General features: G+C 67.8%; 19 protein-coding genes. 6 read left to right on the plus strand and 13 right to left on the minus strand.

What is annotated here, in order from left to right; translation table 11 throughout:
• Window positions 1-2: 2 nt before the first annotated feature.
• Window positions 3-770 carry a hypothetical protein gene (locus J7528_RS13720; RefSeq protein WP_291875241.1) on the minus strand — a complete coding sequence of 256 codons (768 nt, stop codon included), beginning with the start codon at window positions 768-770 and terminating at the stop codon, window positions 3-5.
• A gap of 88 nt (window positions 771-858) precedes the next feature.
• Complete coding sequence (pip, locus tag J7528_RS13725) at window positions 859-1,944, minus strand: prolyl aminopeptidase (RefSeq protein ID WP_291875243.1); 1,086 nt, start codon at window positions 1,942-1,944, stop codon at window positions 859-861.
• Window positions 1,945-2,086: 142 nt separating this feature from the next.
• On the opposite strand from pip, the gene J7528_RS13730 reads away from it, so the two are divergent.
• Window positions 2,087-2,449 carry a hypothetical protein gene (locus tag J7528_RS13730; protein ID WP_291875244.1) on the plus strand — a complete coding sequence of 121 codons (363 nt, stop codon included), beginning with the start codon at window positions 2,087-2,089 and terminating at the stop codon, window positions 2,447-2,449.
• Between the two features lie 687 nt (window positions 2,450-3,136).
• Window positions 3,137-3,418 (plus strand): hypothetical protein, encoded by a 282-nt coding sequence (locus J7528_RS13735; RefSeq protein WP_291875245.1) that lies wholly within the window; start codon window positions 3,137-3,139, stop codon window positions 3,416-3,418.
• Here the strand turns inward: J7528_RS13735 and J7528_RS13740 are convergent.
• The 7 genes from J7528_RS13740 to J7528_RS13770 form a co-directional block, all read right to left on the minus strand.
• The gene (locus J7528_RS13740) at window positions 3,415-4,521 is read right to left on the minus strand and encodes a sugar kinase (protein ID WP_099539265.1); all 1,107 of its coding nucleotides are present in this window, start codon (window positions 4,519-4,521) and stop codon (window positions 3,415-3,417) included. The genes J7528_RS13735 and J7528_RS13740 overlap by 4 nt on opposite strands.
• Before the next feature lie 6 nt (window positions 4,522-4,527).
• A complete protein-coding gene (locus J7528_RS13745) occupies window positions 4,528-5,202 on the minus strand; it encodes a bifunctional 4-hydroxy-2-oxoglutarate aldolase/2-dehydro-3-deoxy-phosphogluconate aldolase (RefSeq protein ID WP_099582329.1) in 675 nt (224 codons plus the stop codon).
• A gap of 668 nt (window positions 5,203-5,870) precedes the next feature.
• Entirely contained in the window at window positions 5,871-8,600 is a 2,730-nt protein-coding gene (gene ppc / locus J7528_RS13750) for a phosphoenolpyruvate carboxylase (protein ID WP_291875252.1), read from the minus strand.
• Window positions 8,601-8,774: 174 nt separating this feature from the next.
• Window positions 8,775-9,530, minus strand: a complete 756-nt coding sequence (gene kduD / locus J7528_RS13755) for a 2-dehydro-3-deoxy-D-gluconate 5-dehydrogenase KduD (protein ID WP_291875254.1) — start codon at window positions 9,528-9,530, stop codon at window positions 8,775-8,777.
• Window positions 9,531-9,680: 150 nt separating this feature from the next.
• Window positions 9,681-10,523 carry a 5-dehydro-4-deoxy-D-glucuronate isomerase gene (kduI, locus tag J7528_RS13760; RefSeq protein ID WP_291875255.1) on the minus strand — a complete coding sequence of 281 codons (843 nt, stop codon included), beginning with the start codon at window positions 10,521-10,523 and terminating at the stop codon, window positions 9,681-9,683.
• 24 nt (window positions 10,524-10,547) lie between these two features.
• A complete protein-coding gene (gene uxaC, locus J7528_RS13765; RefSeq protein WP_291875257.1) occupies window positions 10,548-12,014 on the minus strand; it encodes a glucuronate isomerase in 1,467 nt (488 codons plus the stop codon).
• Between the two features lie 111 nt (window positions 12,015-12,125).
• Complete coding sequence (locus J7528_RS13770) at window positions 12,126-13,199, minus strand: LacI family DNA-binding transcriptional regulator (RefSeq protein ID WP_291875259.1); 1,074 nt, start codon at window positions 13,197-13,199, stop codon at window positions 12,126-12,128.
• A gap of 160 nt (window positions 13,200-13,359) precedes the next feature.
• On the opposite strand from J7528_RS13770, the gene J7528_RS13775 reads away from it, so the two are divergent.
• Both J7528_RS13775 and J7528_RS13780 read left to right on the plus strand, forming a co-directional pair.
• Window positions 13,360-14,868: an altronate dehydratase family protein gene (locus J7528_RS13775; protein WP_291875261.1), complete on the plus strand. Its 1,509-nt coding sequence runs from the start codon at window positions 13,360-13,362 to the stop codon at window positions 14,866-14,868.
• 89 nt (window positions 14,869-14,957) lie between these two features.
• Window positions 14,958-16,406: a mannitol dehydrogenase family protein gene (locus tag J7528_RS13780; RefSeq protein ID WP_291875263.1), complete on the plus strand. Its 1,449-nt coding sequence runs from the start codon at window positions 14,958-14,960 to the stop codon at window positions 16,404-16,406.
• A gap of 36 nt (window positions 16,407-16,442) precedes the next feature.
• Here J7528_RS13780 and J7528_RS13785 read toward each other — a convergent pair whose 3' ends face one another.
• The 3 genes from J7528_RS13785 to J7528_RS13795 form a co-directional block, all read right to left on the minus strand.
• Window positions 16,443-17,003 (minus strand): sugar transferase, encoded by a 561-nt coding sequence (locus J7528_RS13785; protein ID WP_291875266.1) that lies wholly within the window; start codon window positions 17,001-17,003, stop codon window positions 16,443-16,445.
• Window positions 17,004-19,676 carry a polar localization protein TipN gene (locus J7528_RS13790; protein WP_291875268.1) on the minus strand — a complete coding sequence of 891 codons (2,673 nt, stop codon included), beginning with the start codon at window positions 19,674-19,676 and terminating at the stop codon, window positions 17,004-17,006.
• A 157-nt stretch (window positions 19,677-19,833) separates the two neighbouring features.
• Window positions 19,834-20,040, minus strand: a complete 207-nt coding sequence (locus tag J7528_RS13795; RefSeq protein WP_291875271.1) for a hypothetical protein — start codon at window positions 20,038-20,040, stop codon at window positions 19,834-19,836.
• A 230-nt stretch (window positions 20,041-20,270) separates the two neighbouring features.
• Between J7528_RS13795 and cysD the strand changes: the two genes are divergently transcribed.
• Both cysD and cysN read left to right on the plus strand, forming a co-directional pair.
• Window positions 20,271-21,251, plus strand: a complete 981-nt coding sequence (gene cysD / locus J7528_RS13800; RefSeq protein ID WP_291875272.1) for a sulfate adenylyltransferase subunit CysD — start codon at window positions 20,271-20,273, stop codon at window positions 21,249-21,251.
• Window positions 21,251-23,158, plus strand: coding sequence for a sulfate adenylyltransferase subunit CysN (cysN, locus tag J7528_RS13805; RefSeq protein WP_291875274.1), 1,908 nt, complete (start codon window positions 21,251-21,253; stop codon window positions 23,156-23,158). The genes cysD and cysN overlap by 1 nt, the downstream gene beginning before the upstream one ends.
• 77 nt (window positions 23,159-23,235) lie before the next feature.
• Here the strand turns inward: cysN and J7528_RS13810 are convergent, their stop codons facing one another.
• Window positions 23,236-24,501, minus strand: a complete 1,266-nt coding sequence (locus J7528_RS13810) for an MFS transporter (RefSeq protein WP_291875276.1) — start codon at window positions 24,499-24,501, stop codon at window positions 23,236-23,238.

The following is a 24,501-nucleotide window of genomic DNA, read 5'->3' on the forward strand; positions in this document are numbered from 1 at the left end:
GCCTACTGGATTCCGCTGACGGCGGCCGAGGCCACGGCCAGCGGCGGCGCGGCGGGACCGAACGGAACGCTGGCGCCCGGCGGCGGCAGGCCCGGGTCGCGCGGCGGGGCCGGAGGCGGCGCGGGATTGGCCGCGACTTGGACGGGCGCCGGCGGCGGAACCGCCGAGGCCGCCACGAACACCGGCTTGGGCGCGGCCTTGGCCGAGACGAAGACGATGCGGTTACTCTTGCAGGTGCCGGCGTTGTAGAGGCCCTTCAGGTAGCCGCGCCGCACGAAGCCGGCCTTGATCGCCTCGCGCACCTGCTGGTCGTGGCGCTCGGCCCCGGTCAGGCGGCGCACCCAGCCGCGCATCGGGATGACGTCGGTGATGGTGCTGGCCACCACGCCCAGGACCGGCTTGGACATGCCCGGCGCCTTGTTGTCGTCCTTGGGGTCGTCGTAGTCGTCGCCCAGGACGGCATCCAGGCTGTCGATCTCGGCCTTCAGCGGCTCGCAGCCCGTCTTGGGCGGGGCATAGGGATCGGCGACGGCCTTGGTCAGCAAATCCGGGATCTGCGAGCGCACCACATTGATGTCGCGCAGCGGCGACACGACGGCCGAGCCCAGGCTGTCGGTATTGGCCTCGGCCGAGGTCTTGGGAACCTTGGCCTCCTGCTTGCCCGCCAGCGCCGCGTCGGCCGCCCCCATCCCCACGCACAGCGCCAGCATGGCCACGCCGCAGCGGCGCAGCGCGCCGACGGGGTTAGGCTGTTGAACTGGCGAAGACATCTTCGTGAACTCGCACGGTTGTTCCATGCCGGTTCAACCCGGGAATCGCCCCAGCCGTTCCGTCAGGCGCGCTTTCGTGATGAGCGGCCTAGATCCGGTCCAGCCCGTCCATGATCGCCGTCAGCGCCAGGACGGTCTGGGCCTCCATGGCGCTGTGGCCCGCATCGGTGCGCACATAGGTCGCCGGCGGCATGCCCGCATCCTCCAGCGCCTCGACCAGCCGCGAGGCTTGAGTCAGCGGGCAGACCTGGTCGAACCGGCCGTGGACGATGTGCACCGGCACGCCCTTCAGCGCCCCGACCCCCTCCGTGATCTCGTCGGGCTTCAGGAACAGGTGATTGGCGAAGAAGTGGGCCTCGATCTGGGCGAAGCACAGGGCGAACTCCGCCTCGCCGAACTTGCCCGCGTCCTCGTCGGCCGGGATCATGTTCGAGATCGTGCCTTCCCACACCGACCAGGCCAGGGCCGCCTTCAGCTGCAACTCACGTTCAGCATCGGTGGCCGGGACCATGTCAAAGATGGCCTTGTAGGCCCCCATCATGTCGCCGCGCTGCTCGGCTGGGATCACCTCGACAAAGGCCTTCCACTCGTCGGGATAGGCGATATAGGCGCCCGGCTCGGTCAGGGCGTAGGGCTGCGTCGCGAACGTCGCCGCATTGCCCTGGTACATGTAGAGCAGGTCTTCCTTCCGCCCCAGGAAGATGCCGCGCAGGATCAGCGAGGCGACCTTTTCCGGATTGCGGATCGCATAGACCAGGGCCAGCGTGCTGCCCCAGCTGCCGCCGAACACGTGCATCCTGCCGGTGATGTTCAAAGCGTCGCGCAGGGCGTTGATGTCGGCCACCAGGTGGTCGGTGGTGTTGTTGGCCAGGGCCACGGCGGGGCCATCGGCCGCCACGGTCGGACGGCTTTTGCCGCAGCCGCGCTGGTCGAACAGGATCACGCGATAGCGCTTGGGATCGAAGAACCGCGACATCACCGGCGCGCAGGCCCCGCCCGGACCGCCATGCAGGAACATCACCGGCTCGCCATGAGCGTTGCCGTATTCCTCCCAGTAGAGCTCGTGGTCGGGCGCGCTGTCGACCTTGAGCCAGCCGCTGCTCAGGGCCGCGCCCTGCTCGTAGGTCCACTCGGTGGTGACCTTGCTGGTCGTGCGCAGCCGCGAGAAATCCATGACGCTCAAGTCCCTGTCGAAACACTCGCCGGCAGTTTCGCGCCCCGCCGCGCCAGACTCCAGAAGAAACAGGGTTCGCCGAGCGTTGCAGCGGTCTTGAAGGCGTGTTGATCTGCCTTCTCGCCCTCAGGTGGAACCCGCCATGATCATCCTCGCCGTCGCCGTCATTGCGCTCGCCGGCCCTCCCGCCGGCGCCATCCCGCTGGTGCGAGCGGTCTCCCCCGCCGTCGGGGCCGAGATCGCGGCGGGCAAGATCCAGATCAAGGTCACCTTCGACCAGCCGATGCGGGCCAGCTGGTCCTTCGTGATGCGCGACCCGGCCAGCTATCCCGACTGCGCCAAGACCCCGGTGCAGTCGGCGGATGGCCGGACCTTCACCCTGGACTGCACCGTCGAGGCCGGGAAGGACTACTGGATCGGCTTCAACAGCGAGCGGTTCAAGGGCTTCCAGTCGTTGGACGGAGTGGCGGCCAAGCCGGCGATGGTGCGGTTCTCGGCGCACTAAGCTCGTCGGGATACGGGGATTGAACCCCTCTCTCATAGAGAGAGGGAGGGGCCCGCGCCGTAGGCGTGGGAAGGTGAGAGGTTAGGCGAAGCCGGTGACCGCCTTGATCAAGCAGCTGAACTTCCTGAGTTTATTCGGCTGAGAGTGTAACCTCTCACCCTCCCATGCTGCGCATGGGCCCCTCCCTCTCTCTATGAGAGAGGGTGATGTAAGTGACGAGCGTTCACGCCCCTCCATCCCCCGCCCTAAATCCCGCCCTATCCTGTCTCCACCTCGAAGCACTGGGGAGGGCGCGCGGCCAGCGACCTTCGCGGCTTCGGGGGGCGGTCGAGCGGGCGTGCTCGTCGGCGCGGGGGAAGCTCCGCAACTGCATCCCTCCTACGGCGGTCGGCCCTGGAACACAGAAACGACGGGGGATGCGGGTCGGCGGCGCGACGGGCGGATCGAAAGGTCCGTGGCCGGGACCAGGCTTCGCGGCCAGGCCCGCCCGTCGGAGGCTTCAAGGACGTCGGGGTGCGAACAGCATCACGGCGTCACGCTTCCGGAAAACGACCGCGCGGGGCGCTGCGCTTCGTCGAAACGGTATTTCTCTTCATGACTCCGGACGAGGTCCGGAGCGCCCCATCCCCTCCCCGCAACTCCGGCGCACCGCGTCGGAGCGTATCGCCCTGCCTGGAAGGAGACCCCATGGCGCGACATCCCTGCCGCTTCCCGCCCGATCCCGAATGGCCGCGCGCCCGCAAGGCCCAGCAACGCCGGACGATCTGGAAGAAGATGCGGAAGTTCCGAGCCTCGGCCGAGTTCGCGCGCCTGGCGGCCAAAGAAAAAGCCCCCGGCCTTGCGACCGGGGGCTCATCCAATGTTGTCATCCCGGGCGAAGACCCGGGACCGCCGGAAACGCAGGCGCTTGCCGAGGTCCCGGATCGGCGCGCTACGCGCTTGTCCGGGATGACAGTTTTAGCGGACTAGCGGATGACCCGCGCGCCCTTGCCCTTCATCACGGCTTCGACTTCCGCCTGGCGCACCATCGAGGTGTCGCCCGGGGTGGTCATGGCCAGAGCGCCGTGAGCCGCGCCGTATTCGACGGCGGCCTGCGGGCCCTTGCCTTCCATGAAGCCGAAGGCCAGGCCCGAGGCGAAGCCGTCGCCGCCGCCGACGCGGTCATAGATCTCGAGGTTCTCACGCATCATCGAGGCGTAGAACTCGCCGCCGGCGTACAGGATCGCCGACCAGTCGTTGACCGAGGCGGTCTTGGCGTTGCGCAGGGTGGTCGCGGCGACCTTGAAGTTCGGGAACTGCTTCACGGCAGTCTCGATCATCTTCTTGAAGTTGGCCGGGTCGATCGAGCTGATGTGCTCGTCCAGGCCTTCGACTTCAAAGCCCAGGCAGGCGGTGAAGTCTTCTTCGTTGCCGATCATCACGTCGACGTACTGGGCGATGTGACGGTTGACCTTCTGGGCGCCTTCCTTGCCGCCCTGCGACTTCCACAGCGAGGCGCGGTAGTTCAGGTCGTAGGAGATGACGGTGCCGTACTTGCGGGCCACTTCGACGGCTTCGATCACGGCTTCGGCCGTGTTCGAGGCCAGGGCCGCGAAGATGCCGCCGGTGTGGAACCAGCGCACGCCTTCTTCGCCGAACAGCTTTTCCCAGTTCACTTCACCGGGGCGGATCTGCGAGGCGGCCGAGTGACCACGGTCCGAGCAGCCCAGGGCCGGACGAACGCCGAAGCCCTTTTCCGTGAAGTTCAGGCCGACGCGGGTGTTGCGGCCCAGGCCGTCGAAGTCGCGCCAGATGACGTGCGAGGTGTCGACGCCACCCTGCATCATCAGGTCCTCGACCAGCCAACCCAGGTCGTTGACCGGCAGAGCGGTCACGGCCGTCGAGCGCTTGCCCCAGCACTTCTTGAAGGCGCGGGCGACGTTGTACTCGCCGCCGCCTTCCCAGACGTTGAACTGGCGAGCGTTGCGGACCCGGCCAAAGCCCGGGTCGAAGCGCAGCATCACTTCACCGAAGGAAGCGCAGTCCCACTTCGTTTCCGAAGCCGGGCGGATGTTGAGGATCTGATCGGTCATTGGTCTTTAGGCCTTCCCACGAACCTTTTTGATGAGGTCGACAGTTTCGCGGACCTTCTTGGTGATGCCCGCGTAATCCTTGGCGTCCAGCAGCTCTTGCGTAATCAGCTTGGAGCCCATGCCGGCGGCGACGATGCCCGCGCCGAACCACTTCTTGACCGAGGCTTCGTCCGGATCGACGCCGCCCGTCGGCATGATGCGGGTCCAGGGCATCGGGCCCAGCACCGCCTTGACGAAATCGGGACCGCCGACCGACGAACCCGGGAACACCTTGACGATCTCGCAGCCCAGCTCTTCGGCGTACGAGATTTCCGAGGCCGAACCGCAGCCCGGCGAGTACGGGATCTTGCGACGGTTGCAGACCTTGGCGACGTCGGCGTTCAGGATCGGGCCGACGACGAACTTGGCGCCGTTGGCGATGTAGATGCCGGCGGTGGGAGCATCGACGATCGAGCCCACGCCCATGATCACGCGCGGGTCGGCCTCGTGGAAGTAGCGGGTCACTTCGTAGAACACGTGGCTGGCGAAGTCGCCGCGGTTGGTGAACTCGATGCAGGGCGCGCCGCCGTCGGCGCAGGCCTGGATCACGGCCTTACAGACCTCGACGTCCGGATGATAGAAAACCGGGATGACGCCCTGGTCCATCAGAGCGGTCAGCACCGCCATACGGTCTTTCACCATCGTATTCTCCTTCCCGAAGGATCGATCTTGCGCGGACCGCCACCAGGGCCGCCGCGCGCGCAATATTTCGCCGGTAGTGGCTCAGGGGGTTCCCTTAGACCGCGTCGCGCGCGGGCGCCATACCAGGCTTGCCGCAGCGTCAAACTAAAGGGTCGTAAGGCGCGGTATTGTCGGACTATTTCAGCCCGTCCGCGTGCCGTCTCTGATCGTCGCTTCCTTCCCCGAACCTTCTTCCTTTCGGCTTTCGGGGCTCCGCTCCGAGGCGCAAAATTGAGGGCGTCGGATTTCGCCGACGCCCCAAAAGTTTGCGCAGGAGCGAGCTCAAAGAGCCGCAAACGAGACGGACCAACCACGACGTCGGACCGAAACGTTATGACACCGGTTACCAGAAGTGGCCAGGCCACTTCGCCACCGGTGTCATGTGGAGATAACCAGAAACCGCCAGGGAGCGCAAGCGCCGTGAAGCTGGGAAATGAGAGCCAGCAAGACTTTGAAATTCATCGGGTTTGGATATCCCCCTCCCCCGCCTCCCCGGCGAAAGCCGGGGCCCAGATTCATCCGGAGGGGTTGGGGTTGATCCGAGATGCGCCCCGTCAGCGCGTGGCGCGCTTGCGGGTTCGATCTGGGCCCCGGCTTTCGCCGGGGAAACGGAAGGAAGGTAAGCGAGATCAGCCCGTGTTGCGCAGGCCGGCCGCGATGCCGGCCACGGTCAGCTGGATGGCCAGGCGCAGCTCTTCGTCCTGGTCCCCTGCCCGGCGGCGCGACAGCAGTTCCAGCTGCAGGTGGTTCAGCGGGTCGACCGAGCGGCCGGCCAGGGCCACCGACTCGGCCAGGTCCGGCTGGTTGTCCAGCAGGGCCGAACCGCCCCGGATCTGCAGGGCCAGGTTCGTCGCCGCGTCGTGCTCGCGCTGGATGGTGGCGAAGATCCGCTCGGCGTCGGCCTTGTCGGGCGACAGGGCGACGTAGCGGGCGGCGATGCCCATGTGGCTCTGGGCCAGGGCCAGCTCCATGTTGGACAGGAGGGACGCGAAGAAATCGAAGTTTCCGGCAAGATCCCGCAGCTGCTCGACCGACAGGTTGGCCCGCTCGACGCCCGAGGCGAAGCCGTACCAGCCGGGCAGCATGAAGCGGGCCTGCGACCAGCTGAACACCCACGGGATGGCGCGCAGGTCCTCGATCTTGCGGCTGGCGGTGCGGCTGGCGGGACGGCTGCCGATGTTGAGGCCCACGATCTCGCTGATCGGGGTGACCGACCAGAAGAAGTCCTCGAACGCCGGGTCGTCATAGACCAGGGCGCGGAAGCCGTGGAACGACGCTTCCGCCAGGGCGGTCATGGCGGCCTCGACCTTGGGGTCGGGCTGCAGGACCGGGCGGTCGCTGGAGATCAGCACAGCGGCGGCCAGGCCGTCCAGGTTGCGGCGGGCGGTGGGCTGGTCGCCGAAGCGGCGGGCGATCATCTCGCCCTGCTCGGTCATGCGGATGCGTCCTTGGACTGTGCCAGCCGGCTGGGCCAGCACGGCCTCGGCGGCGGGGCCCCCGCCCCGGCCGACGCTGCCGCCACGGCCGTGGAACAGCTGCAAACCGACGCCCATGCGGTCAGCCTCGAACGCCAGGGCCGAGGCGCCGCGCGCCACCCCACGACGGGACGCGACATAGCCGCCGTCCTTATTGCTGTCGGAGTAGCCGAGCATGATTTCCTGCACCGGCCGGTCGCCCAGGATGGTGCGAGCCAGCGGCAGCTCCAGCCACTGGCGCAGGACGGCCGGGCCGTTCTCCAGGTCGCCGATGGTCTCGAACAGCGGGGCCACCTTGACCGAGGCGCGCGGCGCCGCGCCGCCCCAGACCATGCCGACCTGCTTGAGCAGCACCAGCGGCTCGAGGATGTCCGACAGGGTCGCGGCCTTCGAGATGATGTACGCGCCGATGCAGCCGTGGCCGTAGTCGCGTACCGCCTGGGCGGCGGCCTCCATCGTGGCCAGCTCCTTGGTCGTCTCCTCGCCATAGGCGGTGAAGGGCGAGACCAGGGGGCGCTGGTGCGACAGCTCCTCGATCAGCAGCTTGCAGCGGGCGCCCTCGTCCAGCTTCAGGTACTGGACGCCGGAGCCGGCGCGCTGGAACAGCTCGTCGACGGTGCGCTCGTGGACGTCGGCGTTCTGGCGCAGGTCCAAGCTCATCAGGTGGAAGCCGCAGGCCTTGGCCATCTCGACCAGGGTGCGCAGGGCCGAGCCGACCAGGCGCTCGCCGCCGTTGCGCTCCAGGCTCTCGATGATCACCGACAGGTCGGCGACAAAGGCGTCCGGATGGCCATAGGCCTCGACGTCGGTGGTGCCGTTGGCGAAGGCCACCGGTTGGCCGGTCAGGCGCTGCGACACGGCCGTCAGACGGTCGAAGATCAGCTCCAGGGCCAGGCGGTACGGCTCGTCCAAGCGGTGCACCGACGGGTCGCGGGTCTGAGCGGCCAGGGCCAGCAGCTCCTCGGACACCGGCGTATAGGCGGTCGAGACGGCCAGGTTGGACCACAGCTTGCGAACCTCGCCGGCGTACCAGTCGAGGATCACGCGGGACTGACTGGCGAAGGCCAGCTTCAGGGTCTCACCATTGACGCCGGGGTGACCGTCGCGGTCGCCGCCCAGCCACGAGCCCATCTTCAGCAGCGGCGCCAGATGGCCGTGCGAGCCGACCTTGGCGGTCCAGTCGCCATACAGGTCGATGATCGCCGGCAGGATCGAGGTGCGGACGATTGACAGAGCGTTGCGGATCTCGTCCTTCACCGTGATCCGCTCGGGACGGTACAGGCGGGTCCGCCACATCAGGGCGATCTCGCGGAACAGGCCCTCGCGGATCTCGGCTTCCAGATCCGGCGGCAGGTGGTGGCGGCGCAGGGCCATCAGGCGCGAGATCTCGGTCTCGCGATCGACCATGCTGCGGCGGCGCACTTCGGTCGGGTGAGCCGTCAGCACCGGCACGACGTTCATCGCCGCGAAGATCTTGGCCAGGTCCTCGTCGGTCTTGCCGCGATCCTTCAGTACCCGGACGGCGTCGACCAGGGTGCGAGGACGCTCATCGCCCGGCTGGGCGTCGGCCTCGGCGTGGCGGCGGCGACCGGCGACATCCTCGCCGATATTGGCCAGCAGCGAGTGGCTGGCGAAGGCGCGAGCCAGGAACACGGCCTGCTCGGTCGACAGGTCGGCGAACAGATGGTCCAGCACCGGCGCGTCGCCCGTGGCCTCGTCCTCACGCGACGCCGCCTTGCGCGCCTTGGCCACCAGGGCGGCGGCCTCCTCGCCTTCCAGATAGGTGATCGCCTCGATGAGCAGGTCGCTCAGCAGATTGGCGTTCTGGCGGACGTGGCGGCTGGTCGGACGGTCGACGTCGATCGACAGGGCCGGGTTGCGCATGGGCGGACTCCAGGGACCGCCAAGGCGGCGAACCCCTACTGGAATGGATCTAGAAACGCGTCGGGCGCCGCAGCTGCTAACGCTGCGGCGCCCTCTAGCGCGGTTCATGGGACGGGAAAACCCACCCGGCACGATGGTTGCGCTACCATCGCGCTTTTGAACGAATTTGTTTCGCTAGCGCGCCAGCCAGCCGCCATCCACGGGCAAAGTAATGCCTTGGACGTAGTCGGCGGCCGACGAGGCCAGGAACACGGCGGCGCCGCCGATGTCCTCCGGACGCCCCCAACGGCCAGCCGGGATGCGGGCCAGGATCGCGGCATTGCGGTCCTGGTCAGCGCGCAGGGCCTCGGTGTTATTGGTGTCGAAATAGCCGGGGGCGATGGCGTTGACGTTGATGCCCTTGGTCGCCCATTCGTTGGCCAGAATCTTGGTCAGGCCGGCTAGGCCCGACTTGGCGGCCGTATAGGACGGGACGCGGATGCCGCCCTGGAACGACAGCAGGCTGGCGATGTTGATCACCTTGCCGCCGCCCTGCTTCAGCGCCTGCTTGGCGAAGGCCTGGGTCAGGAAGAAGACGACCTTCAGGTTGGTGTCCATCACCGCGTCCCAGTCGGCTTCCGAGAACTCGATCGAGTCGGCGCGACGGATGATGCCGGCGTTGTTGACCAGGATGTCGACCTTGCCGAACGCGGCGACGGTCTCGTCGACCACGCGCTGGACGGGTTCGACCGAGCCGAAGTCGACCTTGATCGACAGGAACTTGCGGCCCAGGGCCTCGACGGCCTTCTGGGTTTCGGTCGGCTCGCTGCGGCCCGCGGCGGCGATATCCGCGCCGGCGGCGGCCAGGGCGATGGCGATCCCCTGCCCGATCCCGGTGTTGGCGCCGGTGACGAGCGCGACCTTGCCTTCGAGGCTGAACGGATTGGCCATGACGAGTTCCTGTTTTCAGATCTTGTCATCCCGGACGGCCTGAAAGGCCGATCCGGAACCGCCGCAAGCGCATTCGCCTGTTGCGGTCCCGGCTCTGCGCTCCGCTTCGGCCGGGATGACAACCGAAGCAAAGCGGACAGGGCTTGCGTCCTACTTCAGCTGGCAGATGTCCAGCACGTTCATGTCGGTGTAGTCGAGGTTCTCGCCGCCCATCGCCCAGATAAAGGTGTAGTTGGCGGTGCCCGAACCCATGTGGATCGACCACGGCGGGCTCATGACGGCCTCTTCGTTGGCGATCACGATGTGACGCATCTCGTCCGGCTCGCCCATGTAGTGGAACACGCGGTCGTTCTCGCCCAGGCCGAAGTAGAAATAGGCCTCCGAACGACGGTCGTGCAGGTGGGGCGGCATGGTGTTCCAGACGCTGCCCGGCTTCAGCACGGTCATGCCCAGCAGCAGCTGAGCCGACTTGCAGGTGGTCGGGACGATGTACTGGTAGATCGTGCGCTCGTTGCTGGTTTCCAGCGCGCCGCGCTCCAGGGCGACGGCGTCGGCGAAGGCCAGCTTCTTGGTTTCGAACGACGCGTGGGCCGGCAGGCTGACCAGGTAGAAGCGCGCGGCTTCGCCGTTCAGGCCTTCGAAGGTCACGTCCTTGGCGCCCATGGTGACGTACAGGCCGTCACGCGGAACGATCTCGTAGGCGACGCCATCGACGGTGATCTTGCCGGTGGTCTCGCCGACATTGATCACGCCCAGCTCGCGGCGCTCCAGGAACGGGTGGCCGGCGGCCGAGGCGGGCTCGGTCTGGTCGGGCAGCTTGATGGCCGAGGTGGCGACCACGCCGCCGACGACGAAGCGTTCGGCGTGGTTGTAGGTCAGGACGATCTGGCCGTCTTGGAACAGGCCCTGCATCAGGTAGCGGTCGCGCAGGTCGTCGTTGCTGACCGCGAACATCATGTCCGGATGGGTGGCGTGGTAGGTCTTGGCGAACATCGGGAAGTCTCCGGAAGGGTGTTCTTATTCAGCGGCGGCGCGCAGCGCGGTCGTGGGACGAGCCCAGTCGGGACGCTGGTCGAGCTTGTAGGCCTTCTTAGGCAGGTTGTACGTCAGATCGACGATCAGCTCCTCGGCTTCGACGAGGTCCATGCGGTGCTCGGCGACCATGCGGCCCAGGAAGGCCGAGTCGACGCGGCGGGCCACGTCGTGGCGAGCCGGGATCGACAGGAAGGCGCGGGTGTCGTCGTTGAAGCCGACGGTGTTGTAGAAGCCGGCGGTTTCCGTGACCTGCTCGCGGAAGCGCATCATGCCTTCCGGGCTGTCGTGGAACCACCAGGACGGACCCAGCTTCAGCACCGGATAGTGGCCGGCCAGCGGGGCCAGTTCGCGGCTGTAGACGGTCTCGTCCAGGGTGAACAGGATCACCGACAGGCGCGGATCATTGCCCAGGCGGGTCAGCAGCGGCTTCAGCGCCGAGACGTACTCGGTGCGCATCGGGATGTCGGCGCCCTTGTCGCGACCGTGGGTCTCGAGCAGGCCGACATTGTGGTTGCGGTGCGAGCCGGGGTGGATCTGCATGACCAGGCCGTCGTCCAGGCTCATCTTGGCCATTTCGGTCAGCATCTGGGCGCGGAACAGCTCGGCTTTCTCGGGCGTGATGTCGCCCTTCACCAGGCTCTGGAACAGGGCCTCGGCCTCGACGTCCGACAGGTCGGCGGTGGCGGCGGTCGGGTGGCCGTGGTCCGACGACGTCGCGCCGGCCTCGATGAAGGCCTGGCGGCGCAGGCGGTGGGCTTCGAGGTATTGCTTCCAGCTGTAGACGTCCTTGCCGGACACCTCGGCGAAGCGCTCGAACGAACGCGGCGAGCGCTCGTCCTCGAAGTCGATGACCGCGTCGGGACGGTAAGCGGTGATGACATGGCCGCCCCAGCCGCTCTCACGGATGGCCTGGTGGTGCTTGAGCACCTCATGCGGGCCTTCGGTCGTGGCCAGGGTCTCGATGTTGAAGCGGTCGAAAAGGGCGCGCGGACGGAAGGCGTCCGAAGCCAGCGCCTCGTTGATGCGGTCGAAATAGTCGTCGGCGTTCGAGGCTTCCAGGAATTCGGTGAAGCCGAACACCTTGCTGAACACGTGGTTCAGCCAGATCCACGACGGCGTGCCGCGGAAGAGGTGGAAGTTGCTGGCGAACAGCTTCCAGGCCGCGCGCGGATCGGTGTCCGGCACGCCGGCCTTCGACCGCACCTTCAGGGCGTCCAGGCTGATGCCCTGGCTGTAGAGCATGCGGTACAGATAGTGGTCCGGCGCCAGCAGCAGGTCGGTGGCGTCCTGGAACGGCTCGTTGGTCGCGAACCAGCTCGGATCGGTGTGACCGTGCGGGCTGATGATCGGCAGGTCCTTGACCAGGCCGTACAGGCCCCGCGCGTACGAACGCGTGGTCGCATCCGACGGGAAAAGCCGATCTTCGTGGAAATTCAGAGGCCTGGGCATGGCGATGCGTCTGCTCCCTTTATGACCGGCGGCTTCACGGACGGCCGCTGCTGCGGCCCGCTTGGTAACCGGTGTCATGATCCGATGCAACCCGAAGGGGCCGCGAATGCTCTAGCTGGGAACCGGTCCCGAGGACTCACGGACCACCAGGCTCGGTTCGGTCTTGGTCGCGTCGCGCGGTTCGCGCCGCTCGACGCCGATCAGCTTTTCGGCGGCCATCTTACCGATCTCGCGGGTCGGCGTATGCACCGTGGTCAGCGGCGGCCAGACGGCCTGGGCGATCTGGAAGTCGTCGAAGCCGACAACGGTCAGGTCGGCGGGCACCGTCAGGCCGGCCTTGCGGGCCGACTGCAGGACGCCGGCGGCCATTTCGTCATTGCCGCAGAAGATCGCGGTCGGACGCGGCGTGCGCGCCAGCAGTTCGTCGCCGCAGGCCACGCCGGACTCGAAGGTATAGGCGCCCTGGACGATGTCCTTCGGATCCAGCTTCAGGCCGGCCTCGGCCAGGCCGTCCTCGAAGCCCCCTCGCCGCTCGTGCGACGAGCGGAAGGTGTCGGGACCGGAAATGAAGGCGATGGTCTTGTGGCCCAGTTCCAGGATGTGGCGCGCCGCCTGGGCGCCGCCCATCCGGTCGTGACCGACGATCATGTGCTCGGGCTTGTCCAGCTCGACCGAGGCGATCCGGATGTACGAGCAGCCGATCTCGTTCAGCAGCTTGGCGACGCGCTCGTCTTCCGACACCGACGGCGGCAGCACCACGCCATACAGCTTCTGGCGCTCCACGAACGAGCGGATGTCGGACAGGAAAGTCGGGCTGGCGCGGTTACAGGGGTGCACGACCAGCTCGAAGCCCGAACCGCGCATGCCGTCCAGCAGGCCCAGCTGCATGTTGACGACATACTGCGGGTTTGGGTTGTCGTAGATCATGCCGATCAGGAACGAGCGGCGGAACGCCAGGCCCCGGGCCTGAGGATCGGGTGCATAGCCCCACTCGGCGATTACAGCCTCGATCCGCTCCCGCGTCTCGTCGCGGACGAACGGCGACTGGTTGATCACGCGGGAGACGGTCTTCTTCGAAACCCCCGCCAATCTCGCGATGTCGTTGATCGTGGCGCGGCGGCGACCGCCCTCCACGCTCTCACTGTCTTCGGCCGGGGTCGAGGAAGGCGTCTTCGAAGAGTTCACGGCGTTTCCAGCAGCCTAAGTCGTTTTCTTTTGTCATACTCTAGCGGCGTAAGCATCGCCAACCTAGGTCGAAACGTCTGCTTGCGACCCGGCTGACACCGGTTACCATGTCAATGAATGTGCAAATCGACGACACTCCTTCTGGCGACGACGATCCAAGATGACTGAAACGACCCTGGCCCAGCGCGAATCGATCCACCCGGTGGACCCCCGTGATCACGTGGCGACCGCCCTGCGCGACCTCGTCGCCGGCGAGACCCTGGACCTGCACGGCCAAGCCATCGTGGTGAGCTCCGACATCCCCAAGGGCCACAAGATCGCTATCCGGGTTGCCAGCGCTGGCAGCGACGTCTTGAAGTACGGCTGGCCGATCGGCCGGGCGGTTGTGGACATCGCCGTGGGCGACCACGTCCACGTCCACAACGTCCACACCCGCCTGGAAGGCGTCGAGGGCTACAGCTTCGCTCCGACCGCGCCGGAACCGCACGCCGACGTCCCTGCCCGCACCTTCGAAGGCTATCGCCGCAAGAACGGCCGGGCCGGCACCCGAAACGAGATCTGGGTGCTGTGTACCGTCGGCTGCGTGGCTAACACCGCCCGTCGCATCGCCGAGAAAGCCAACCAGCGCTTCGCCGGCCGCGTCGACGGCGTCTTCGCCTTCCCGCACCCGTTCGGCTGCTCGCAGCTGGGCGACGACCTGTCCCACACCCGCAAGCTGATCGCCGCCCTGGCCAGCCACCCCAATGCCGGCGGCGTGCTGCTGCTGGGCCTGGGTTGCGAGAACAACCAGCTCAAGGCCCTGCTGGACAACGCCCCGGAGATCGACCGTGATCGCCTGAAGAGCTTCACCACCCAGATGGTGGAGGACGAGCTGGAAGACGGCCTGGCCGCCGTCGAGGCCCTGGTCGAACTGGCCGAGCAGGACAAGCGCGAGCCGATCCCGGTTTCGGAACTGGTGGTGGGCCTCAAGTGCGGCGGCTCGGACGGCTTCTCGGGCGTCACGGCCAACCCGCTGGTCGGCCGCATCGCCGACAAGGTCGCCGACGCCGGCGGCACGCCGGTGCTGACCGAGATCCCCGAGGTCTTCGGGGCCGAGAACGTGCTGCTGCAGCGCGCCGCCAGCCGCGAGATCTTTGACCAGGCCGTGGCGGTGATCGACGACTTCAAGCGCTACTTCATCGACAACAACCAGCCGATCTACGAGAACCCCTCGCCCGGCAACATCGCCGGCGGCATCACCACGCTGGAGGAAAAATCCCTCGGCGCGGTGCAGAAGGGCGGCCGGGCTCAGTTGGTCGAGGTGCTGCGCTACGGCGAGAAGGTCGGCCCGCACGGCCTGACCTTCCTGGAAGCGCCCGGCAATGACGCGGTGTCCTCGACGGCCCTGACCGCCGCCGGCGCCACGGTGATCCTGTTCACCACCGGCCGTGGCACGCCGCTGGGCTTCCCCGCCCCGACCCTGAAGATCGCCTCCAACTCGGGCCTGGCCCAGCGCAAGCCGGGCTGGATCGACTTCGACGCCGGCCAGGTGCTGGAGGGCGTCTCGATGGACGACGCCGCCGATCGCCTGATGGACCTCGTGGTCGACACCGCCTCGGGCAAGGCCACCAAGGCCGAGCTGAACGGCGAGCGCGAGATCGCCATCTGGAAATCGGGCGTGACCCTCTAGACCAAAATGGTCAAGCCAATTGCCAGCAAGGTCAGACTACAGCATGTAGGCTGCCTCTCCTTCCCCTACGAAACTTCAGGCGTGCTCCCTTGACGGCTTCTTCCGCGACCTCCCCCGCCCTGCGTCTGAGCGCCACCAGCTTTCCGGGCGCCGTCCCGGGCACGGTCCTGCCGACCTATGATCGCGATAAGGTCGAGATCGGTGTCGTCCACTTCGGCCCCGGCGCCTTCCACCGCGCTCACCAGGCCTTTTATTTCGACCAGCTGCTGGCCAAGGACCCGCGCTGGGGGATCTGCGCCGTCTCGCTGAAGAGCCCGGGCGTCCGCGACGCCCTAGTCCCGCAGGACGGCCTCTACACCCTGGCCCAACTGGACGCCGAGACCACCTTCCGCGTCATCGGCGCGATCCGCGAGGTGCTGGTCGCGCCCGAGGATCCGCCGTCGGTCTTCGCCCGCCTGGCCGCCCCGACCACCCGCATCGTCACCCTGACCGTCACCGAGAAGGGCTACACCCTGTCGGCCGATGGCGGGCTGGACGAGAACCACCCCGACATCGTCCACGACCTGGCCAATCCGCGCGAACCCAAGAGCGCCGTCGGCTATATCGTCGAGGGCCTGCGCCGCCGCTTCGCCGCCGGCCTCGCCCCCTACGCTGTCGTGGCCTGTGATAACCTCGCCGACAACGGCTGGCGCCTGAAGGCGGCCGTGGTGGCCTTCGCCGGCAAGGTCGATGCGGATCTCGCCGCCTGGATCGACGCCAATGGCAGCTTCCCGCGCACCATGGTCGACAGCATCACGCCGGCCACCGACGACGCCCTGCGCGCTCGCGTCCAGACCGCCACCGGGCTGGAAGACGCCTGGCCGATCCAGCGTGAAGCCTTCACCCAATGGGTGGTCGAGGACGTGCTGCCGTCGGATGCGCCGGACCTGGCCAGCGTCGGCGTCATCCTGACCGACGACGTGCGCGGCTTCGAGCGCGCCAAGCTGCGCCTGCTGAACGGCGTGCACTCGACCCTGGCCTACGTCGGCATTCTGCGCGGCCACGAGACGGTGTTCGAAGCCGTCAGCGACCCGGTGCTGGAGACCCTGGCCCGCGAGATGATGGCCAAGGATATCATCCCGACGCTCACGGCTCCGCGCGGTCTGGACCTGGCCGAATACGCCGAGGCCATCCTGGCCCGCTTCCGCAATCCCGAGATCCGCCACCTGCTGGCCCAGATCGCCTGGGACGGCACCCAGAAGCTGCCCTTCCGCATCCTGGGTACCCTGACCGAGACCCTGGACGCCGGCCGCTCGATCGAGCGCCTGGCGATCCCGCTGGCGGCCTGGATGCGGTTCATCGCCCTGCGCGCCAAGACCGGTGAGGCTATCACCGACCCGCTGCACGACAAGCTGACCGAGATCGGCGTGGGCGTGACCGGCGACGCCAAGACCGACGTCGCCGCCTTCCTGGCGCTGGACAGCGTCTTCCCGGCCAAGCTGACCGGCAACGCGACGTTCGTGGAAGCGGTCGAGAAGGCCTACGCCGACTTAGCTTAGTTTACCGTCATCCCGCGCTGCGGGATGACTTAGGGCCTAGCGGGTCACACCCTTTGCGGTCAGCACCGGCACGACGGTGCTGACCAGGATCTCCAGATCAAACACGAAGGAACGCCTGGCCAGGTACTCGGCGTCCAGCGCCACCTTGTCCGGAATGGCCAGTTCGTCGCGGCCATTGATCTGCGCCCAGCCGGTGACCCCGGGACGCAGCACGTCGACGCCGGCCGCCTGGCGCGCCGCGATCAGGTCGTCCTGGTTAAACAGCGCCGGGCGAGGCCCGACCAGGCTCATATAGCCGACCAGCACGCTCCATAGCTGCGGCAGCTCGTCGAGGCTGAGCTTGCGCATCAGCGGCCCCACCGGCGTCAGCCATCGGTCCGGATCCTCCAGCAGGTGCGTGGCGACCTCGGGCGTATCGATGCGCATGGTGCGGAACTTGGGCATCGGGAACAGGGCTGAGCCCTTCCCTACCCGCTGCGACCAGTAGAGGCCCGGCCCCGGCGAGGTCAGACGCACCAGGCCCCACAGAACGACGAGCGGCAGGGCCAGCGCGATCAGGCCGATCGCCGCCGCCGTGAAATCGAAAAGGCGTTTCACCTAGCGCAGGTCGCCGCTGGCCGCGTCGAGCAGCAGATAGGCTCGGCCCGCGTCCGACGACAGCAGCGCCGCCAGCAGGAAACCCTCACGATCCTGGCCCGCGGCTTCCTCGATCATGCCGGAATAGCGCGCCAGGAACCGCTCGGTATTGCCCTTCAGCGTGGCGTCCGAGAACAGGCGGCGGACCAAGCGGCGGATGGCGGCGGGCGCCAGGCGCTTGACCACCTCGCGGGCGCCGACGGCGTCGCGGGTCTGCAGGGCGGCGGCGATCTCGTCGATGCGGCCGCGCGGCAGCAGGGCGTGCGGATCGATGCCCATGGCGGTGATCTCGGCGGCCAGCTTCTCGCCTAGACCGGTATCGCCCGGCGTGCTGTTCTCGATGCCGGCCAGCAGGTTGCGCCAGCTCCAGCCGCCCTCGCCGTCCGGCTCGGGCGCGGGCTGGCCGGCCTGCTTGCGAGTAGAGGCCTGCTCGAACACCGAGCGGAACTCCTCGTCGGTGGCCGTCGGGGTCAGGCGCAGGCGACGACGATCGGCCGGCGGCTCGTCCTCATCCTCGAACTCGATCATCGGCAGAGGATCGGCCGGAGGCGGCGGCGCGGCCGTGCGGGTCCGCATCGGCGGCGCGGTGGCCGAGGTCGTGCGGGCGGCCACGGTCGAGGCGCTGGACGCGGTGACGGCGCCGGCCGCCTCGCTCAGCATCTCGTAGTTGCGGCGCACGCGCTCCTGGAAGGCCTGGTCGATCGCGGCCGTCTCCTCGGCGGTGCGACGGATGGCGTTCATCAAGTGCTCGACGCCCTGCTCGATCGAGACACGGACCTCGCCGGCCTTGTGCAGCGCTTCGGCCGGCAAATCGGCGGTGCGCTTGCCGATCTCGGCCAGCATGGCTTCCAGCTCGTCCAGCGTGCCACGCGCGGCGGCGACGGAGTCGGCCAGCTTCTGCGAGGTGCGGGCGCCGGCCTGCTCCACCATCTGGGCCGAGTGCTCGATGATGTCGCGCGCCTCTTCCATGCGGGATTCGAACACCGCGTCGGCCTTCTGACCGGCGGCGAAGGCGATCTCGTTCAGCTGGTCGACGCGGCTGCGGGCGGCCTCGACACGCGCCTCGACGCTCTCGCCGGCCTTGATCGCAGCCTCGGCCATGGCTTCCATGGCGGCCTTCAGCTCGTCCTCCAGCAGGGTGCGCTGCTGTTCGGCGGCGTCGCCGATGGTTTCGAGCGTCTTCTTGGCGTTGTCGGCGAAGGCCTCGCGCTGGGCGGTGGCGTTCTCGCCCATCTCGCGGAACTGGTCGGCGGCCGCGCTGATCAGGCCGCGCAGGATCTCCGCGCCCATCGAGGCGGTGTCCGACAGCTCGGTGGCGCCGACGCGGGTGTAGGCCACGAACTCGGTGAGCTGGGCGGTGCGGGTCTCGGCCTCGGCGGCGAAGTCTTCCTGTTCCGAGCGTAGGGCCTGGCTGATCTCGACCAAGGCGGCGCGCTGAGCGGCCAGGCTCTTCTCGACGGCGTTGACCTGGTCGCCGACGCCGGTCCCGGCGGTTTCCAGACGAGCGATCTGGCGCGACAGGTCCTCGGCCCCGACGCGAGCGGCGTCCGAGGCTTCAGCAGCGGCGGCAGCCAGGTCGGCGGCGCGGGCGGCCAGGGCGGCCTCGGCCTCGCGCAGCTGGGTCTCGGCCAGGTCGGAGGCCTCGGCCACCATGCGGGCCTGGCTGCCGATCGCGTCGACCACCGCCGTGGAGCGGGCGTCCAGCGACTGCGACAGGGTCTCCATCGCGGTGCGCTCGTGGCTCAAGCCCTGGGCCAACTGGTTGGCCATCTTGGCCGACTCGCCAGCGGCTTCGGCCAGGCGGGCGGTCTCTTCGGCCAGCGCCTGGCGCAGCGAGATGATATGCTCGCGCGCCCGTTCGGCGGCGGCGGCGGCGTCCTCGACGCCCTGGCGCATGGCCTCGGCGGCGCTGGAGGCGCCAACGGAGGCCAGGGCGGCCGGGGTGACGATGCGGTCGGTCAGGGTGCGGGTGCGACGCAACTCGTCCGCGATGCCCGTGGCCTGGCGCAACAGATAGGCGCCCAGCAGGGTCAGCAGGGCCGGCCCGATGGCCAGGCCCGCGAATACCATCAGCGCGAAGCCCTCGACCTTGAAGGCCGGCACGCCGCGGGCGAAGCCCAGGGCGAAGGCGATCGGGGCCAGGGCCCACAGGGCGGCGATGGCGGTGGCGATCGTCCAGAACAGCACGCCCGACATCCGGCGCGGCGCGGGCTCGGCGGTCAGGGGCACGGGCGCTTCGGACACGGGACCGCGCAGGTCCAGGGCGGCCTCGCGCTTCTCGGTCTTGGCCGGCGCGGCGGTCGCGCTCTCGACGATCGGCGCGGGCGGCTGGACGCCAAAGGCCAGCGAGGTGGCCGGCTTCAGCTCGGGCTCGGCGAAGCTGGTCACGGGCTCGGGCGCCGGCTCGCGGCGACGGCGCGAGCGCACGGCCGACGGCGGCGGCACGGCCAGGTCGTCGTGCAGGGTCTCTTGCAGGCTCAGCGGCTCGGCGGTGGGAATCTCCGCCTCGGGTTCAGCAAAGGACGTGGTCTCGGGCAACTCCGGAGGGAGTTCGGGCGCGATCTTGGTGTCCTCGGGAGGAGTTTCCGTCGGCGTCGCGGAGAAATCGAGCGGTTGGCGCTTCTTAGGCTTCATACACAGCCAGGGTCCTAAAGCGTCGGCGAGGGGGCGCAGAGACAACCTTCGCGCGCCGGACCCCTCCTTCGCGTGTCACATGAACCTAACGGTGAAACGCCCTGACGGAAAGCAACTTTGCTTATGTTTGCAGGGGTTGCGGCGTCTGGAAGCGCCTTCAGGCGTCGCGCGCGGCGGTGGCGGGGGCGCTGACGGCGATCGGCATCGGCTTGACCAGGTCGCGCGGCGAGCGAGCGACGGTCTTGTGCTGTGCCTGGCTCTTGATGTGAGGGCATGCCTGCTCGACCGCCACGCCGAACTGGCACAGCGCGAACGACGATAGCCAAACGATCGCCACGGCCAACATTTCGGTCAGGAAGCCCATTGCCCACCTCGGAAACCGATAGCGTCGTTATGCGAGACTCGATCGGCAAGCGCGAGTGAACTTTTGGTCATGAAAGCACAAGCTTACGGACTGTGGCGCCAAGCCAACTGACAGCGCCCCCAGATTTCCGGCGGTTGTCGCCGGACACGGTCAGGCCTAGGTCCCAACCTACATTCGGCGCCCTTCTCGACGAGACGGGCCCGGACATTTTCCCTTTGCGGATCTTCGCCTTGGCCCTTACCCAATTCGCACCCGCCGCGTACCAGCCGGACCCGATGACCCCAGATCTTCTAAAAGCTGAGATCTCGCCGGCTCGTCTGACGCACCTCCAGCGCCTGGAGGCCGAGAGCATCCACATCCTGCGGGAAGTGGCGGCCGAGTGCGAACGCCCGGTCATGCTGTATTCGATCGGCAAGGACAGCGCAGTGATGCTGCACCTGGCCGCCAAGGCCTTCCATCCCAGCAAACCGCCCTTCCCGCTGCTGCACGTCGACACGACCTGGAAGTTCCGGGACATGTACGCCCTGCGCGACAAGGTGGCGTCCGAGCTGGGCTTCGACCTGATCGTCTACAAGAATCCGGACGCCGAGGCGCGCGGCATCAATCCGTTCGACCACGGCAGCGCCCTGCACACCGACCTCTGGAAGACCGAGGGCCTGAAGCAGGCCCTGTCGAAGTACGGCTTCGACGCGGCCTTCGGCGGCGCCCGCCGTGACGAGGAGAAGAGCCGGGCCAAGGAGCGGGTCTTCTCGTTCCGCTCGTCCGAGCACCGCTGGGACCCGAAGAACCAGCGCCCCGAGCTGTGGAACCTCTACAACACCCGCAAGCACCCTGGTGAATCCTTGCGCGTCTTCCCGATCTCCAATTGGACCGAGCTGGACATCTGGCAATACATCCACTTGGAGAACATCCCGATCGTGCCGCTGTACTTCGCGGCCGAGCGGCCGGTGGTCGAGCGCGACGGCGCGCTGATCATGGTCGACGACGAGCGTTTCCGCCTGCGCGACGGCGAAGTCCCGCAGACCAAGAGCGTGCGCTTCCGCACCCTGGGCTGCTACCCGCTGACGGGCGCGGTCGAGAGTGAAGCCACCACCCTGCCCCAGGTCATCCAGGAGATGCTGCTGACCACCACGTCGGAGCGGCAAGGCCGGGTCATCGACCACGACCAGTCGGCCTCGATGGAGAAGAAGAAGCAGGAAGGTTACTTCTGATGGCGCACCAGTCCGCCCTGATCGCCGAAGACATCGAAGCCTACCTGCACCAGCACCAGCACAAGTCGCTGCTGCGCTTCATCACCTGCGGCAGCGTCGACGATGGCAAGTCCACCCTGATCGGTCGCCTGCTGTACGACAGCAAGATGATCTTCGAGGACCAGCTGGCGGCCCTCGAAGCCGACAGCAAGAAGGTCGGCACCCAGGGCGGCGCGATCGACTTTGCTTTGCTGGTCGACGGCCTGGCCGCCGAGCGCGAGCAAGGCATCACCATCGACGTCGCCTACCGCTTCTTCTCGACCGAAAAGCGCAAGTTCATCGTCGCCGACACCCCCGGCCACGAGCAGTATACGCGCAACATGGTCACCGGCGCCTCGACCGCCGACGCGGCCGTGATCCTGATCGACGCGCGCAAGGGCGTGCTGACCCAGACCCGCCGCCATAGCTATCTCGTCTCGCTGCTGGGTATCCGCAACGTGGTGCTGGCGGTGAACAAGATGGATCTGGTCGGCTGGGACCAAGCGGTCTTCGACGCCATAGTCGCCGACTACCGCGCCTTCGCCGAGCAGATCGGTCTCAAGGTCTTCACCCCGATCCCGATCTCGGGCCTGGGCGGCGACAACATGGCCGCGCGCAGCGAGCATACGCCGTGGTTCGACGGCCCGATCCTGATGGACTGGCTGGAAGGCGTCGAGGTCGAGGACGACCTGCAGGCCAAGCCGTTCCGCATGCCGGTGCAATGGGTCAACCGCCCCAACCTGGACTTCCGGGGCTTCTCGGGCCTGGTCGCCTCGGGGACCATCAAGCCGGGCGACCGCATCCGCGCCCTGCCCTCGGGCCGAGAGAGCCGCGTGGCCCGCATCGTCACCCTGCCGGGCGATCTGGACCAGGCCGTCGCCGGCCAGTCGGTGACCCTGACCCTGGAAGACGAGATCGACATCTCGCGCGGCGACGTCATCGCCTCGGCCGACGCGCCCGCCCCGGTGGCCAACCAGTTCGAGGCCACGCTCGTCTGGATGGACGACGAGCCCCTGCCCCCGGGCCGCACCTATCTCTTGAAGCTGGGCGCCCGCACCGTCAGCGCCAGCGTCACCGACATCAAGCACCGGGTGAACGTCAACACGCTGGAGCATACGGCCGCCAAGCGCCTGGAGCTGAACGAGATCGGGGTCTGCAACCTCTCGCTCGACCAGGCCATCCCGTTCGAGCCCTATGCCGACAACCGCCAGATGGGCGGTTTCATCCTGGTCGACCGCCTGTCCAACCGCACGGTCGGCGCGGGTATGATCAACTTCGCCCTGCGCCGGGCCGACAACATCCACTGGCAGCACACCGACGTGACGAAGACGTCGCGTTCGGCGCTGAAGAGCCAGCGCGGCCAGGTCGTCTGGCTGACGGGCCTGTCGGGCGCGGGCAAGTCGACCATCGCCAACCTGGTCGAAAAGCGCCTGCACGCCTTGGGTCGCCACACCTACCTGCTGGACGGCGACAATGTCCGCCACGGCCTCAACAAGGACCTCGGCTTCACCGAGGAAGACCGCGTCGAGAATATCCGCCGGGTGGCCGAGGTCGCCAAGCTGATGGTCGACGCCGGCCTGATCGTGCTGACCGCCTTCATCTCGCCGTTCCGGGCCGAGCGCCAGCTGGCCCGCGACCTGCTGGGCGAAGGCGAGTTCATCGAGGTCTTCGTCGACACCCCCTTGGCCGTGGCCGAGGCCCGCGACGTGAAAGGCCTCTACAAAAAGGCCCGCTCGGGTCAGCTGAAGAACTTCACCGGGGTCGACAGCCCGTATGAAGCGCCGGAGGCTCCCGAGCTGCGGATCGACACGACCTCGATCGATCCCGTGGAAGCGGCCGAGAAGATCGTCGCCTGGCTGGAAGGCCAGGAGATCGACTACACGATCTAGCCCCCATCTCCGTTCATCCCCGCGAAAGCGGGGACCCAAGCGGCGCTCGTCATTCATGCGGCGCTTGAGCTTGAACATCAGCTTGGGTCCCCGCTTTCGCGGGGATGAGCGGTGTTTGGGTGGCGGGCCTGAGTGACCTGAGGCCGAGCGTTCCGCGCCAATAAAATCGCGCCGCCAAGACCCAACAGGGCCATGAAAGCGACAGCCAGGTAGCCCTTCGCGCCCAGGGCGTCGAACAGCGGCCCGGACGCCAAGGTCGCGATCCCGAGCGTGAAGCCCGACGACAGCGCCGAGTTGATCGCCTGGGCCGGTGACGCGGCGGCCGGCGGAGCCAGCTTCTCGATCAGCCGCAGCGAGGCCAGGAAGCTGGCGGCGAATGTCATCGCGTGCAGCATCTGCAACGGGAACAACGCCCACAGCGGCGGCTCGAAGGCGTAGCAGGTCCAGCGCAGAACGGCGGCGCTCGCGCCCAGGATCAGGAACCGCTCAGGGCCCCAACGGCGGCGCAGCGGCTCCAGGAACCACATGAAGCCGACCTCGGCCGCGACGCCCACGCCCCACAGGATGCCGATCATCGGCTCGCTGATCCCCTGCTTGCGCCAGAGGATGGCTGAGAAGCCGTAGTAGAAGGCGTGCGCGCCCTGGATAAGGCCGGCCGTGACCACCGCCAGCACGAAGGTGCGGTTGGACAGCAGGTCGCTCAGTCCCTTCCAGCGTTCCGACCGGTCGGGCTTGGCGCCCTCGGCATGGACCCGCTCGGGCGGCACGGCCAGGGCGGCGGCGACCGCGCCGATGAAGCAGGCCGCCGCGATCCAGATGGCGATGATCGTCGGCGCGGCGAAGGTCAGGATCGCGCCCATGGCCAGGTTGGCGGCGATGAAGGCGCTGGAGCCCGTGCCACGCGGAATGCCGTAGTTGAAGTTCTCCAGCCGCGCCCGACGCAGGGTGATCACGTCGATCAGCGGCGAGACGGTCGACAGCAACGTCTGGCCGATGAACCAGGCCAGGATGAACCACCAAAGGTTCGGCGCGGCCAGCAGGCCCGCATAACCCAGCCCCGCCCCGACCAGCAGCAGGATCATCGGCGTGCGCCGCAGGGTGAAGCCGTCGGCCCACACGGCCAGCGAGGCGCCGGTGAAGGGCTTCAGCAGCAGCGGCACGGCCAGGATCAGGCCGATCTCACCACCGCTCATGCCGCGCGAGCGCAGATAGGTGCCAATATACGGCAGGCTGACGCCCGAACTCAGATAGATCGCGGCGTAGAACAGGCAGAGACGGACAAGCGTCGGGAGGCTCTCTTTCGGAAGAGTGGGCTCCTTCGTGCTGTCCGCCCCCGCGGTCAT

The organism is Caulobacter sp. (assembly GCF_017744445.1).
Taxonomy (GTDB): Bacteria; Pseudomonadota; Alphaproteobacteria; order Caulobacterales; family Caulobacteraceae; genus Caulobacter.